Source organism: Streptomyces sp. HB132 (assembly GCF_016909575.1).
Taxonomy (GTDB): domain Bacteria; phylum Actinomycetota; class Actinomycetes; order Streptomycetales; family Streptomycetaceae; genus Streptomyces.
Genome location: NZ_JAFBGA010000001.1, coordinates 272,716 through 286,155 on the forward strand (window position 1 = coordinate 272,716; position 13,440 = coordinate 286,155).

A 13,440-nucleotide genomic window follows, 5' to 3' on the forward strand; every position below is an offset into this window, starting at 1 on the left:
ATGATCACCCAACTGCTGGTCGCCAACCGGGGCGAGATCGCCTGCCGGATCTTCCGCACCTGCCGGGAGCTGGGCATCTCCACCGTCGCCGTGTACTCGGACGCCGATGCCGACGCCCTGCACGTACGGGAGGCCGACACCGCCGTACGCCTGCCGGGGGCCGCGCCGGGGGACACGTATCTGCGCGGCGACCTCGTCGTCGCCGCCGCGCTCGCCGCGGGCGCCGACGCCGTGCACCCGGGGTACGGCTTCCTCTCGGAGAACGCCGGGTTCGCCCGGGCCGTGCAGGACGCGGGGCTCGTATGGGTGGGGCCGCCGGTCAAGGCCATCGAGCTGATGGCGTCCAAGACCCGGGCGAAGGAGCTGATGGCCGCTGCCGATGTGCCGCTGCTCGCCCCGGTCGATCCGGGGAGCGCCACGGCCGCGGATCTGCCCCTGCTGCTCAAGGCGGCGGCGGGTGGGGGCGGACGCGGGATGCGGGTCGTGCGGGAACTGGGCTCGCTCCGGCAGGAGATGACCGCAGCCTCCGCCGAGGCAGCCGGTGCCTTCGGGGACGGCGAGGTGTTCGCCGAGCCGTACGTCGAGCGGGGCCGGCACGTCGAGGTCCAGGTCATGGCGGACGGGCAGGGCACGGTGTGGGCGCTCGGCACCCGCGACTGCTCGCTCCAGCGCCGCCACCAGAAGGTCATCGAGGAGGCCCCCGCACCTGGTCTCGACGACGCAGTGCGCGGGCAGCTGCGCGACGCGGCCGTCGCCGCCGCGCACGCGGTGGGCTACCGGGGCGCGGGGACCGTCGAGTTCCTCGTGTCGAGCGAAGGGAAGCCGTACTTCCTGGAGATGAACACCCGGCTCCAGGTGGAACACCCCGTGACGGAAGCGGTGTTCGGCCTCGACCTGGTGGCCCTCCAACTGCGGATCGCGGAGGGCGGGCCCCTGCCCGCCGCCGCACCCCCCGAGCCCTCGGGCCACGCCGTGGAGGCCCGCCTCTACGCCGAGGACCCGGCGCGTGACTGGCAGCCGCAGACCGGAGCACTGCTCACCTTCGACGTGCCCGACGAACCCGGCATCCGCGTCGACACCGGATACACCGGCGGCGACACCATCGGCGTGCACTACGACCCGATGCTCGCCAAGGTCATCGCCCACGCACCCACCCGCGGCGAAGCGGTCCGTCTCCTGGCCCGCGCCCTGGAACGCGCCCGCGTCCACGGCCCGGTCACCAACCGGGAGCTGCTCGTACGCTCCCTGCGCCACCCGGACTTCACCGCCGGGCACCTCGACACCGGTTTCTACGACCGGCACCTGGCCGCCCTGACGGCGACCGGTACCGCCGGCGAGGACTCCGCCCGCCGTCTCGCCGCCACCGCCGCCGCGCTCGCCTCGGCGGCCGGCACGGCCGCGGGCGCGGCGGGCACACCCGGCCCCGCGCGGTTCGGCGCCTGGCGGAACCTGGCCTCCGCACCGCAGACCAGGTGTTACCGCGCCGAGCCCGACGGCACCGGGTACGAGGTCGCCTACCGCACCGGCCGGGACGGCGCCCCGGCCCCCGAAACCGGTGAGCGGGTCCTCGCCGTCCGCCCCGGTGCGGTCACCCTCGAAACCGGCGGCGTGACCCGGCACTTCACCGTCACCCCGCACGGCGACCGGACCTACGTGGACACCACGTCCGGCTCGTACGCCTTCACCGCCCTGCCCCGTTTCACCGACCCCGCCGAACGCACCGAACCCGGCTCCCTGCTCGCCCCCATGCCCGGCACCGTCGTGCGTCTCGCCGACGGGCTCGCGCCGGGAGCGGCCGTCCGGGCGGGGCAGCCCCTGATCTGGCTGGAGGCGATGAAGATGGAGCACCGCATCCTCGCCCCCGCCTCCGGCACGCTCACCGCGCTCCATGCCGCCCCCGGACTCCAGGTCGAGGTCGGCGTCCTGCTCGCGGTCGTACAGGACGCATCCGCCCAGCCGGCGTAGCACGCACACGCACCCCGTACTCCGCACCTGCTCCGAACGCTCCCCGGCACCCGGCACGCCCACCCACCGGCACCGCACCCGGCACGCTCCCGCACCCGCACCCGGCACGCTGCGCACCCGTCGTGCCCCGCGCCCGCATCCGCGCACCAGGAGGAGACGACCTCATGAGCACCGTCCTCGAAACCGAAGAGCACAAGGCCCTGCGCGCAGCCGTCGCCGCACTCGGCAAGCGCTTCGGCCGCGACTACACCACCGCCCTGGCCCGCAAGGGCGAGCACCCCCGCGAGCTCTGGTCCGAGGCGGGCAAGCTCGGCTATCTCGGCGTCAACCTCCCCGAGGAGTACGGTGGCGGAGGCGGCGGCATGGCAGAGCTCTCCATCGTCCTGGAGGAGCTCGGCGCCGCCGGAAGCCCCCTCCTCATGCTGGTCGTCTCCCCGGCGATCTGCGGCACCGTCATCGCCCGTTTCGGCACCGAGGCCCAGAAGCGGACCTGGCTCCCCGGCCTCTCCGACGGCAGCCTGACCATGTCGTTCGGCATCACCGAGCCCGACGCCGGCTCCAACTCGCACCGCATCACCACCACCGCCCGCCGCGACGGCGGGGAGTGGATCCTGAGCGGCCGCAAGGTCTTCATCTCCGGCGTCGACATCTCCGACGCCACACTGATCGTCGGCCGCTCCGAGGACGCGAGGTCCGGCAGCCTCAAACCCTGCCTCTTCATCGTGCCCCGCGACGCGCCCGGCTTCACGCGTACGCCGATCGACATGGAACTACAGGCGGCCGAGAAGCAGTTCGAGCTGGCCCTCGACGACGTACGGCTGCCCGCCGACGCACTCGTCGGTGAGGGGGAGGACGCGGGCCTGCTCCAGCTCTTCGCCGGTCTGAACCCGGAGCGCATCATGGGAGCGGCCTTCGCCATCGGCATGGGCCGCTACGCCGTCGAACGGGCCGTCGACTACGCGAAGAGCCGCACCGTCTGGAAGGGCGTGCCCATCGGCGCGCACCAGGCCATCGCGCACCCGCTCGCCCAGGCGCACATCGAGCTGGAACTCGCCCGCCTGATGATGCAGAAGGCCGCGAAGCTCTGCGACGACGGCGACGACATCGGCGCGGGCGAGGCCGCGAACATGGCGAAGTACGCCGCGGCCGAAGCGTGCGTCAGGGCCGTCGACCAGGCCGTCCACACCCTCGGCGGCAACGGTCTCACCCGTGAATACGGGCTCGCCTCCCTGGTCACGGCCGCACGTGTCTCCCGTATCGCACCCGTGAGCCGCGAAATGATCCTCAACTACGTCTCCCATCAGACCCTGGGCCTGCCGAAGTCGTACTGACGGCTCTCGGCCACGTCCCGGGTCTCCCCATCCGCCCCCGGCAGGGGCGATTCCGGCTCTCCACCCGCGTCGAAGGGGACCACCGTGGTGTTCCACAGCGAGTACGTAGACGTCCAGCCCCTCGAAAGACCCATCCACGAAGCCGTCCTCCAGAACGCGGCGGACTTCGGTGACACACCCGCCCTGATCGACGGCATCAACGGGATGACCGTCACGTACGGCCATCTCGACGCCTTCCACCGGCGCATCGCCGCGTTCCTCGCGGCCGCGGGCCTGCGCAAGGGCGACGTGCTGGCCCTGCACAGCCCGAACACGATCGCCTACCCGCCCGTCTTCTACGGGGCGACCCGAGCCGGCGCCACCGTCACGACGATCCACCCGCTGGCCACCCCCGAGGAGTTCGCCAAGCAGCTCAGGGACTCCGAGGCCCGGTGGATCGTCACCGTCTCCCCGCTCCTCGACGTCGCCCGCCGGGCGGCCGAACTGGCGGGCGGCATCGAGCAGATCTACGTCTGCGACCAGGCCGAGGGCCACACCTCCGTACTCGACATGCTGGGCTCCACCGCCCCCGAACCGGACATCTCCTTCGACCCGGCCGAGGACGTCGCCGTACTCCCGTACTCCTCGGGCACCACCGGCATGCCCAAGGGCGTCATGCTCACCCACCGCTCCATCGCCACCAACCTGGAGCAGCTGCGGCCCTTCGTCCCCCTCGGCGAGCGCGACCGCATCCTGGCCGTGCTGCCCTTCTTCCACATCTACGGGCTGACCGCCCTCATGAACGGGCCGCTGCGCTACGGCGCCACGGTCGTCGTCCTGCCACGCTTCGACCTCGCCCAGTTCCTGGAGACGATCCAGACCCACCGCATCACCGGCCTGTACGTCGCCCCGCCCATCGTCCTGGCCCTCGCCAAGCACCCGCTCGTCGGCGACTACGACCTCTCGTCGCTGGAGTACATCGTCAGCGCCGCCGCACCCCTGGACTCACAACTCGCCGCCGCGTGCAGCACCCGTCTCGGTCTCCCCGCCGTACGGCAGGCGTACGGCATGACGGAGCTCTCGCCCGGCACCCACGTGGTGCCCCTCGGCGAGGAGAACCCGCCGCCCGGCACCGTCGGCAAGCTGCTGCCCGGAACCGAGATGCGGATCGTCTCGCTCACCGACCCCGGCATCGACGTCGGCACAGGCTCCGACGGCGAGATCCTCATCCGCGGCCCGCAGGTGATGAAGGGCTACCTGGGCCGCCCCGAGGCGACCGACGCCATGATCGACGTCGACGGCTGGCTGCACACCGGGGACGTGGGCCGGGTCGACGCGGAGGGCTGGCTGTACGTCGTCGACCGGGTCAAGGAACTGATCAAGTACAAGGGCTACCAGGTCGCCCCCGCAGACCTCGAGGCCCTCCTCCTCACCCACCCCTCGATCGCCGACGCCGCGGTCATCGGGGTGCACGACGCCGACGGCAACGAGGTCCCCAAGGCGTACGTGGTCCGGGGGCCCGGTGCCGAAGACCTCACGGCCGAGGGCGTCATCGCCTACGTCGCCGACCGGGTCTCGCCGTACAAGAAGGTCCGGCAGGCCGAGTTCATAGAGGCGGTGCCGCGTGCGGTGTCCGGCAAGATCCTGCGGCGCGAACTGCGCGACCGGGAGAGGCAACGATGACCCCGGCACCTCCGCCCCACGACCGGGAGAAGCATCGATGACCATGGCACCCCCCGCCCACGACCGGGGCATCACCACCCTCACCCTCGACTCCCCGGCCAACCGCAACGCGCTCTCCGCGACGCTGGTGGGTGAGCTGTCCGAGGCGCTGGCCGGGTGCGCGGGCGACGACTCGGTGCGCGCGGTCGTGCTCACCCACACCGGCAACACGTTCTGCGCGGGCGCCGACCTGACCGCACCCCCCGAACCGGCCGCCTTCGTCGCCCTGATGCGGGCGATCGTCGCCCTGCCCAAACCCGTCGTCGCCCGCGTCACCGGCCACGTCCGGGCCGGCGGGCTCGGGCTCCTCGGGGCCTGTGACATCTCGGCGGCGGGACCCGACGCCACCTTCGCCCTCACCGAGTCCCGCCTGGGCCTCGCCCCCGCCGTCATCTCCCTGCCCCTGCTGCCACGCCTGGAGCCGCGCGCAGCCGCCCGCTACTACCTCACCGGGGAACGCTTCGACGCGGAGGAGGCCGCCCGCATCGGCCTCATCACGCTGGCCGCCGGTCCCGAGGACGTGGACAAGGCGCTCGTACCGGTACTGGACGGACTGCGCAGGGCGTCACCGCAGGGGCTGGCGGCTTCGAAGGAGCTGGTCACGGCTACTGTGCTGAGGAGTTTCGACAGTCACGCCGAAGACCTCATCGCCCGCTCCGCGGCGCTCTTCGCCTCCGACGCGGTACGGGAGGGGATGACGGCCTTCCTGGAACGACGGGATCCCGCATGGGTGCTGTGACGACCCCGAAGCAGGACAGGAGCCGCGCCACCCGGCAGCGGCTCCTGGCGTCGGCGGTGGCCTGCCTGGCCGAACACGGCTGGGCGGGCTCCACGGTCACCGTCGTCGCCGAGCACGCCGGGGTCTCGCGGGGAGCCGCCCAGCACCACTTCCCGACCCGCGAGGACCTGTTCACCGGCGCCGTCGAGTACGTCGCCGAGGAGCGCTCCGCCGCCCTGCGCGCCCTGCCCGTCCAGGGCCGCGCGGCGGTGATCGCCGCCCTGGTCGACCTCTACACCGGCCCGCTCTTCCGCGCCGCGCTCCAGCTCTGGGTCGCCGCCTCGAACGAAGCCCAACTGAGGCCCCGTGTCACCGAACTGGAGGCCCGCGTCGGCCGCGAGACCCACCGCATCGCCGTGGAACTCCTGCGCGCCGACGAGACCCGACCCGGCGTGCGCGAGACGGTGCAGGGCCTCCTCGACATGGCCCGCGGCCTGGGCCTCGCAAACGTCCTGACCGACGACACGGTGCGGCGGGAGAAGGTCGTCGCGCAGTGGGCGGCCCTCGTGGGCGAGGCGCTGGGCTGAGGAGGCGCAACCCTAGGGTTGCTCCTCGCCGATGTTTGTGCAACCCTGGGGTTGCACTCAATTCATCGGCGTGAGCGAAGGAGACTTCTCGTGAACGAGGACCGGATCGAACGCGAAACCCTGATCGAGGCTTCCCAGGAGCGGGTCTGGTCCCTGGTGACCCAGCCCGGTTTCTGGGTGGCCGAAGACACGGCCCCGCTCGGCCCGGTGGCCGAGGAGGGCGGGACGACGGTCGTAAAGAACGCCGAGTACGGCGACTTCCCCGTGCGTGTGGAGACGGTCGAGCCGCAGACGTACGTGGCATACCGCTGGGCCAGCGCGTTCCCCGGCGCGGGGCTGCGCGAGGGCAACAGCACTCTCGTGGAGTTCACCCTGGTGCCGGAGGGCGGGTCGACACGCCTGCGCGTCGTGGAGAGCGGTTTCGCGGCCCTGGCCGGGTCCGACGAACTCCGCAGCAAGGCGGTGGAGGACAACACCAGCGGCTGGCCGCAGGTGCTGGACGCGTTCAGGACGCGCGCCGAAGGGGAGCGGGTGTGACGGACGGGCGCCACGAGGCCGCCGAGGACGTCGACGGCGTCCTCGGCGCCCTGGCCGATCCGATGCGGCGCCGGATACTCGACCTGCTCGCCGCGCAGGGGGAGGCCACCGCGACGGCACTCGCCGAAGCGCTGCCCGTCTCACGGCAGGCGGTGGTCAAACACCTCACCGTCCTGGACGCCGCCGGACTCGTCTCCGGCCGGAGGGCGGGACGCGAGGTGCGGTACGCGGTGCGGCCCGCCGCCCTGGACGCCACGGCGCGATGGATGGCCGCGCTCGCCGGCGAGTGGGACCAGCGCCTCGACCGCCTCAGGCGCACGGCCGAGGCGGCGGAGCGGGACGCGACCTGAGGCGCGTGCCCGTTCCGGCGCCTGGGCGCCCCGAGGTCAGTTGCCCAGGTCCGCGAGCTGGTCGTACCCGTCGATCGAGCGGGGGTCGCGCGAGCCCGGGCCGATGTACGTCGCCGAGGGGCGTACCAGGCGGCCCGTGCGCTTCTGCTCCAGGATGTGCGCCGACCAGCCCGCCGTGCGGGCGCAGCTGAACATCGACGTGAACATGTGCGCCGGGACCTCGGCGAAGTCCAGCACGATCGCCGCCCAGAACTCGACGTTCGTCGCCAGGACACGGTCCGGGCGCCGTGCGTGGAGCTCCTCCAGCGCGGCCTTCTCCAGTGCCTCCGCGACCTCGAAGCGCGGGGCGGCCAGCTCACGGGCCGTGCGGCGCAGGACGCGGGCGCGGGGGTCCTCGGCGCGGTAGACGCGGTGGCCGAAGCCCATGAGGCGCTCGCCCTTGTCCAGCGCCTGCTTCACGTACGCCGAGGCGTCGCCGGTCCGTTCGATCTCCTCGATCATGCCGAGGACCCGGGACGGCGCACCGCCGTGGAGCGGGCCCGACATGGCGCCCACCGCCCCGGACAGCGCCGCCGAGACGTCCGCGCCGGTCGACGCGATGACACGGGCGGTGAACGTCGAGGCGTTCATGCCGTGTTCGGCGGCCGACGTCCAGTACGCGTCGACGGCCTTGACGTGCTTCGGGTCCGGCTCGCCGCGCCAGCGGATCATGAACCGTTCGACCACGGACCCGGCCTTGTCGATCTCGCTCTGCGGGACCATCGGCCGACCCTGGCCGCGGGCCGACTGGGCGACGTACGACAGGGCCATCACGGCCGCCCGCGCCAGGTCGTTGCGCGCGGTCTCCTCGTCGATGTCGAGCAGCGGCTTCAGACCCCACACCGGGGCCAGCATGGCGAGTGCGGACTGCACGTCGACCCGGATGTCACCGGAGTGCACGGGGATCGGGAAGGGCTCGGCGGGCGGCAGGCCGGGGTTGAACGCCCCGTCCACCAGCAGGCCCCAGACGTTGCCGAACGACACATGGCCGACGAGGTCCTCGATGTCGACGCCGCGGTAGCGGAGCGAGCCGCCTTCCTTGTCGGGTTCGGCGATCTCCGTCTCGAACGCGACGACTCCTTCAAGTCCGGGTACGAAGTCGGACATCGGGCGGCTCCCTCGACTCGGCGGCTGTGTGCAGGCCACGAAGGCCTGTGCACGATACTGGCGGGTTACCACGACGCGGGGAAGGGTGACGTCCGGCACAGCCCGCGCGGCTCGCGGGCCGGCGATCGCGCCCTCCCCGCGGGGAAACCGGTCCGCTGCGGCAGGATGGCCCCGTGCCCACAGCAGATGCCACTCCGTCCTCCGCTTCCGCCTCCTCTCGCGTCCCGTCATCCGATTGCACCACCGATCCGGCCACGATGCGCGAGCAGTACCGCTCCGAGGACTTCACCGAGAAGGATCTCGCCGCGGACCCCATGGCCCAGTTCGCCCGGTGGTTCCGCCAGGTCGCCGGGGGCGGCGCGCTCCACGAGCCGAACGCGATGGTGGTCTCCACGGCCGACACCCGGGGCCGCCCGTCCTCCCGGACGGTGCTGCTGAAGCACTACGACGAGCGCGGGTTCGTCTTCTTCACCAACTACGGCTCCCGCAAGGGCCGCGAGCTGACGGCGAACCCGTACGTCTCGCTGCTCTTCCCCTGGCACCCGCTCGCCCGTCAGGTCATCGTGACCGGATCCGCGGTCCGTGTCGGACGCGACGAGACGGTGGCGTACTTCCGTACCCGCCCCCACGGCTCCCAGCTGGGCGCCTGGGCGAGCGACCAGTCGACCGTGATCGGCTCCCGGCAGGAGCTCGTCGACCGCTACGAGGAGCTCGCGGCCCGCTACCCGGAGGGCGAGAAGGTCCCGGCGCCGCCGCAGTGGGGCGGCTTCCGCGTCGTGCCGGAGGCGATCGAGTTCTGGCAGGGCCACGAGAACCGGCTGCACGACAGGCTGCGGTACGTCCGGGAGAGCCCGGACGCCGACTGGCGCGTGGAGCGCCTCTGCCCCTGACGCGCCGGGTCGTCAGCCCGCGGACCCGCCGGACGGCCCGGTGGACGTCGGCAGGAGCCGCACCAGGTCCAGGAGGTCGGCCTCGGTGATCTCCTGGCCCAGGAACACCGTCCGGTACACGACGTACCCGATCCAGCTGTCCACGATCGCGTCCAGCGGGAGCCCCTCCGGCAGCCCGCCCCGGGCCACGCCGTTCCGCATCAGCCGCGCGGCGGGCTTGGCGTGGGCCCGCAGAAGGTCCCGCAGGTCCGCCCGCCCGGCCTCGCCGCGCTCGGTCAGCGCACCCGTCACCACACCGGGGTCGCCCAGCAGCGTCAGGGTCCGCACCAGATTCCGCAGCCAGAGCAGCGCGTCCTCGCGCACGTCGCCCGTGTCGGGGGCCGGGCCCGGGGCGAGCCGGTCGGCGACCGCCTCGGTGATCACCGCGGCCTTGTTCGGCCACCAGCGGTAGACCGTCATCCGGGCGACCCCGGCCCGTGTGGCGATGCGGTCCATCGTCACGCCCCTGTAGCCGAGCTCGGCCACCAGCTCGCGCGTGGCCGCAAGGACGGCCTCATGGGCGTCCGGGTCGCGGTGCGGGCCGCGGCGCGGGCGCGAGGCGGCGGGGGATTCGGCGTCCATGGAACCTCCGGAGCAGGACGGCTGGGGCGCAGCCGGAATATTTAGACTGTACGTACTGTCTAGTCTAGTGTCACCCGGCACATCTCAGCGTGGAGGTTCAATCATGGAAGACCGGTTCAGCGGCAAGGTCGTCCTCATCACCGGCGGCGGCTCGGGCCTCGGCCGCTCGGCGGCCGTACGCGTCGCGTCCGAAGGCGCCAGGCTGGCCCTCGTCGACGTCAGCGAGCAGGGCCTCGCGGAGACGGCGGCCGAGGTGGAGAAGACCGCCCCCGGCGCGGAGGTCCTGCGGATCACCGCCGACGTCAGCTCCGAGGCGGACGTGCGGCGGTACGTCACCGCCACGGTGGAGGCCTACGGACGCATCGACGGCTTCTTCAACAACGCCGGCATCGAGGGCAAGCAGAACCTCACCCAGGACTACGGCACCGACGAGTTCGACCGCGTCGTCTCGATCAACCTCCGCGGCGTCTTCCTCGGCCTCAAGTACGTGCTCCCGGTCATGAAGGGCCAGGGTTCCGGCTCCGTCGTGAACACGGCCTCCGTCGGCGGCATACGAGGTGTGGGCAACCAGTCCGGCTACGCGGCGGCCAAGCACGGAGTCGTCGGCCTCACCCGCAACTCCGGTGTGGAGTACGGCCGGTTCGGCGTCTCGGTCAAGGCGATCGCCCCCGGAGCCATCATGACCCCGATGGTCGAGGCATCGCTGAAGCAGATCGACGCGGACAACTGGGAGAAGGCCGGCGAGGCATTCGTCAGTGTCAACCCGATGAAGCGCTTCGGCAGGCCCGAGGAGGTCGGCAACCTGGTCGCCTTCCTGCTCTCCGAGGAGTCGGGCTTCATCAACGCCACGGTCGTCCCGATCGACGGCGGCCAGTCCGAGCAGTACTGATTTCTCCCTGCCCGGAGAACGCGGAAACCCGCAGGCTCTGGTCCCTCCTCGCGGAGGAGCCGGCCGGACTTACCGGCGAGCCTGCGGGTCGGTGACTGCTTGGGTTTCGGCAGACAGCCTGCCGAGGTGCACTGTGTGCGACGACGGGCTGTCAGCCCGCAGCCACCTCACGAATCCGATAAGACTGCACTTTTCGGATCACCTCCTTTCAGCGTGTGCCCACAGCCTAGGAACGTCCCCACAGCCGCACAAGTGAATTAACGGGACCCCGGTGGAGGCCGGATTTCCGGGAAGTGGACGTGTGGTGGCCCACGTTCGAGTTCAATGGTCTGACGTGCGGCAATGCGGAGCGCGAAGCGGAATACGTCCTGCGGGAGGTACGGAGTGAGTGCGTCCAGGAGCACCGGGACCACCGACGCGCTCGGGCCCGACGAGGACCCCGGACGCGAGCCGTCGGCGACGGCGATTCCGGGGTCGAGGCTTCTCGCCGCACTGCTGGACGGGATGGACGCCGCGCTCTGCGCGTTCGACGCCCACGGCACCATCACCCACTGGAACCGCGAGGCCGAACGCATCCTCGGCTGGACCGCCGCCGAGGCCGTCGGACGACGCGGTTTCGCGGGGTGGGCCGTGCGGAGCGCGGACGCGGGGGACGTGCGGCGGCGGCTGCTGGCCGTCATGGACGCATCCGGGCGGCAGGTCGACGAGTTCGCGCTGCTGCGCAAGGACGGCGGGCGCGTCCTCGTACGGACCCAGTCGTCGGGGGTGCGCGGCGAGGACGGGAAGCCCGCCGGGGTGTACTGCGCGTTCAGCGAGGTGCACGCGCAGATCGATCTGGAGCGGTCCATCGCACTCAGCGAGGCCCTGTTCGAGGACGCGTCCTGGGGAGTGGTCCTCGTCGACGTGGACCTGCGCCCGACCGTGGCCAACGCCTACGCGGCCCGGGCGCTGGGCGGCGGGCGCACCGCGTTGCTGGGGCGCCCGCTGGGCGAGCTGATCGTGCAGGGCGTCGAGGACCTGGAGGGCGCGCTGCAGCACGTCCTCGCCGAGGGTTCCCCCGCCGCTCCGGCCGAGCTGTGGGTGACCCTGAGGACCCCGGAAGGTGACCGGCGCCGCTGCTGGCGCAGCGGGTTCCTGAGGCTGGCCTCGCCGCTGGCGGAGGAACCCGTGCCGCTCGGGGTCGGCTGGCTGTTCCGGGACATCACGGCCGCGAAGCTCGCGGAGCAGGACGCCGACCGGGTGCGCTTCCGCGCGAACCAGTCGCACCGGGCGGCCCGCCAGGCGGCGGAGTGCGAGGACCCGATGGAGGCGGCGACCACGGCGCTGGACTACGCCCTGGCGGGGTTCGCGGACCACGCCGTGGTCGATCTGCTGGTGGATCTGGTGGCGGGGGAGCGGCTCGTACGGGCCGTCGCGACGCCGTCCGACGCGCCGGGGCCCTGCCTGCCGGTCCCCGGCGGCCCGCTCCCGGTGCGGTACGCGCCGGGGCACCCGGCCCTCCAGTCGGTGGAGCGCACGGGCTCCGTCCGTGCCGCGGCTCCCGCGGGTGCGGGCGTGGCGTGGGCCGTGGAGCGCCAGTGGCCGGGCGGCTCGGCGCACGCCCTGTGCGCGGTGCTGCGGAGCCGGGGGAGGACGCTCGGGGTGGTCACGTTCCTGCGCGCGGCGAACCGCGGCGCGTTCGAACGCCCCGACGTGACGTACGCGGAGAGCGTGGCGGCGCGGGTCGCCGCAGCGGTCGACCTGGCCCGGCTGACGGCGGGGCCGGACGCCTGAGGGCCTCGGGCGCGGGGCCGCCGTGCCTGCTCAGTGCCGGTAGAAGATGCGGTCGCCGTACTCCCGCATCACACGCCCGTTCCACTCGTGCCCGCCGTCGACGTTGCCCGAGCGCAGCATCGGCGGCTCGACGCCCCGGGCGACGAGCTCCTCCGCCGCGGTGGCCATCATGGCCTGCATCAGCGCGCTGGTGACGACGGTCGAAGCCGGTGCGAACGGAGCCTCGACGCCCTCCGCCCGCAGCTCCGCGTCACCGATCGCGATCTTGCTGTCCAGCACGATGTCGCAGTGGTCCCTCAGGAATCCGCCCGAGACGTGGCGCGACCTGGTGCCCGTCGTGTAGGCGACCGAGGTGACCCCGACGACCGTCAGCCCGAGTGCCCGCGCGTTCTGCGCCATCTCCACGGGCAGCGCGTTGCGCCCGGACAGCGAGATGATCACGAGGAGGTCGCCGGCGCGGGCGGGGCTGGAGTCGAGCACGGCACTCGCGAGACCGTCCACCCGCTCCAGCGCGGAGCCGAGCGTGGCGGGCATGACGTCCACCCCGACGGTGCCGGGTACGGCGAGCAGGTTCATCAGGGCCAGGCCGCCCGCCCGGTAGACGACGTCCTGGGCGGCGAGCGAGGAGTGCCCGGCCCCGAAGGCGAAGAGCCGGCCGCCCGCGGCGACGGTGTCGGCGATCGCGGACCCCGCGGCGGCGATCGACGCGGACTCCTCGTCGCGCACCCGCTCCAGCAGGCCGATCGCTGCGTCGAAGAACTGACCGGCGAGCTTGCTGTCGCTCATCGAGGAGGCCTTTCCTGCGGGTGTGGGGGCCCGTGCGGTGCCCGTGTCGCGGATCACGTTGCGGTCTGGACCAGTGGGCTGTCAATAGCGCTCGGGACGGTCCGCGGGCCCGGACTCCCGACGCCGGGGCATGCTTGTCGGTGCTA

The 13,440-nt window shown here is 72.6% G+C and carries 13 protein-coding genes; 10 read left to right on the forward strand and 3 right to left on the reverse strand.

All coding sequences use genetic code 11. The features are described from left to right. From JOC24_RS01395 to JOC24_RS01425, 7 genes are all read left to right on the forward strand, one after another. Window positions 1-1,965: an acetyl/propionyl/methylcrotonyl-CoA carboxylase subunit alpha gene (locus tag JOC24_RS01395; protein WP_205018232.1), complete on the forward strand. Its 1,965-nt coding sequence runs from the start codon at window positions 1-3 to the stop codon at window positions 1,963-1,965. Between the two features lie 164 nt (window positions 1,966-2,129). Then, window positions 2,130-3,296 (forward strand): acyl-CoA dehydrogenase family protein, encoded by a 1,167-nt coding sequence (locus JOC24_RS01400; RefSeq protein ID WP_205018233.1) that lies wholly within the window; start codon window positions 2,130-2,132, stop codon window positions 3,294-3,296. 84 nt (window positions 3,297-3,380) lie between these two features. Continuing rightward, window positions 3,381-4,958 (forward strand): 4-coumarate--CoA ligase family protein, encoded by a 1,578-nt coding sequence (locus tag JOC24_RS01405; RefSeq protein WP_205018234.1) that lies wholly within the window; start codon window positions 3,381-3,383, stop codon window positions 4,956-4,958. A gap of 37 nt (window positions 4,959-4,995) precedes the next feature. Then, window positions 4,996-5,736 carry an enoyl-CoA hydratase family protein gene (locus JOC24_RS01410; protein ID WP_205018235.1) on the forward strand — a complete coding sequence of 247 codons (741 nt, stop codon included), beginning with the start codon at window positions 4,996-4,998 and terminating at the stop codon, window positions 5,734-5,736. Beyond that, entirely contained in the window at window positions 5,724-6,302 is a 579-nt protein-coding gene (locus tag JOC24_RS01415; protein ID WP_205018236.1) for a TetR/AcrR family transcriptional regulator, read from the forward strand. Before JOC24_RS01410 ends, JOC24_RS01415 begins: the two co-directional genes overlap by 13 nt. A gap of 90 nt (window positions 6,303-6,392) precedes the next feature. After that, window positions 6,393-6,839: an SRPBCC domain-containing protein gene (locus JOC24_RS01420; RefSeq protein WP_205018237.1), complete on the forward strand. Its 447-nt coding sequence runs from the start codon at window positions 6,393-6,395 to the stop codon at window positions 6,837-6,839. After that, window positions 6,836-7,189, forward strand: a complete 354-nt coding sequence (locus JOC24_RS01425) for an ArsR/SmtB family transcription factor (protein ID WP_205018238.1) — start codon at window positions 6,836-6,838, stop codon at window positions 7,187-7,189. Before JOC24_RS01420 ends, JOC24_RS01425 begins: the two co-directional genes overlap by 4 nt. Window positions 7,190-7,225: 36 nt before the next feature. On the opposite strand, the gene JOC24_RS01430 is transcribed toward JOC24_RS01425, so the two are convergent. Then, window positions 7,226-8,335, reverse strand: a complete 1,110-nt coding sequence (locus JOC24_RS01430) for a citrate synthase 2 (protein WP_205018239.1) — start codon at window positions 8,333-8,335, stop codon at window positions 7,226-7,228. A 257-nt stretch (window positions 8,336-8,592) separates the two neighbouring features. Here JOC24_RS01430 and pdxH point away from each other — a divergent pair, with 257 nt between their 5' ends. Further along, the gene (pdxH, locus tag JOC24_RS01435) at window positions 8,593-9,225 is read left to right on the forward strand and encodes a pyridoxamine 5'-phosphate oxidase (protein ID WP_205018739.1); all 633 of its coding nucleotides are present in this window, start codon (window positions 8,593-8,595) and stop codon (window positions 9,223-9,225) included. Between the two features lie 12 nt (window positions 9,226-9,237). On the opposite strand, the gene JOC24_RS01440 is transcribed toward pdxH, so the two are convergent. Continuing rightward, a complete protein-coding gene (locus JOC24_RS01440; RefSeq protein WP_205018240.1) occupies window positions 9,238-9,846 on the reverse strand; it encodes a TetR/AcrR family transcriptional regulator in 609 nt (202 codons plus the stop codon). Window positions 9,847-9,949: 103 nt separating this feature from the next. On the opposite strand from JOC24_RS01440, the gene JOC24_RS01445 reads away from it, so the two are divergent. After that, entirely contained in the window at window positions 9,950-10,735 is a 786-nt protein-coding gene (locus JOC24_RS01445) for an SDR family oxidoreductase (protein ID WP_205018241.1), read from the forward strand. Between the two features lie 384 nt (window positions 10,736-11,119). After that, window positions 11,120-12,508 (forward strand): PAS domain-containing protein, encoded by a 1,389-nt coding sequence (locus tag JOC24_RS01450; RefSeq protein ID WP_205018242.1) that lies wholly within the window; start codon window positions 11,120-11,122, stop codon window positions 12,506-12,508. Between the two features lie 30 nt (window positions 12,509-12,538). Here JOC24_RS01450 and JOC24_RS01455 read toward each other — a convergent pair whose 3' ends face one another. After that, a complete protein-coding gene (locus tag JOC24_RS01455) occupies window positions 12,539-13,294 on the reverse strand; it encodes an SIS domain-containing protein (protein WP_205018243.1) in 756 nt (251 codons plus the stop codon). Window positions 13,295-13,440: the final 146 nt, after the last annotated feature.

Bases quoted from the DNA above. Each gene is read 5' to 3' on its own strand.
- JOC24_RS01395 (WP_205018232.1), top strand. From the start codon at position 1: ATGATCACCCAACTGCTGGTCGCCAACCGGGGCGAGATCGCCTGCCGG.
- JOC24_RS01400 (WP_205018233.1), top strand. From the start codon at position 2,130: ATGAGCACCGTCCTCGAAACCGAAGAGCACAAGGCCCTGCGCGCAGCC.
- JOC24_RS01410 (WP_205018235.1), top strand. From the start codon at position 4,996: ATGACCATGGCACCCCCCGCCCACGACCGGGGCATCACCACCCTCACC.
- JOC24_RS01415 (WP_205018236.1), top strand. From the start codon at position 5,724: ATGGGTGCTGTGACGACCCCGAAGCAGGACAGGAGCCGCGCCACCCGG.
- JOC24_RS01430 (WP_205018239.1), bottom strand. From the start codon at position 8,335: ATGTCCGACTTCGTACCCGGACTTGAAGGAGTCGTCGCGTTCGAGACG.
- pdxH (WP_205018739.1), top strand. From the start codon at position 8,593: ATGCGCGAGCAGTACCGCTCCGAGGACTTCACCGAGAAGGATCTCGCC.
- JOC24_RS01440 (WP_205018240.1), bottom strand. From the start codon at position 9,846: ATGGACGCCGAATCCCCCGCCGCCTCGCGCCCGCGCCGCGGCCCGCAC.
- JOC24_RS01445 (WP_205018241.1), top strand. From the start codon at position 9,950: ATGGAAGACCGGTTCAGCGGCAAGGTCGTCCTCATCACCGGCGGCGGC.
- JOC24_RS01455 (WP_205018243.1), bottom strand. From the start codon at position 13,294: ATGAGCGACAGCAAGCTCGCCGGTCAGTTCTTCGACGCAGCGATCGGC.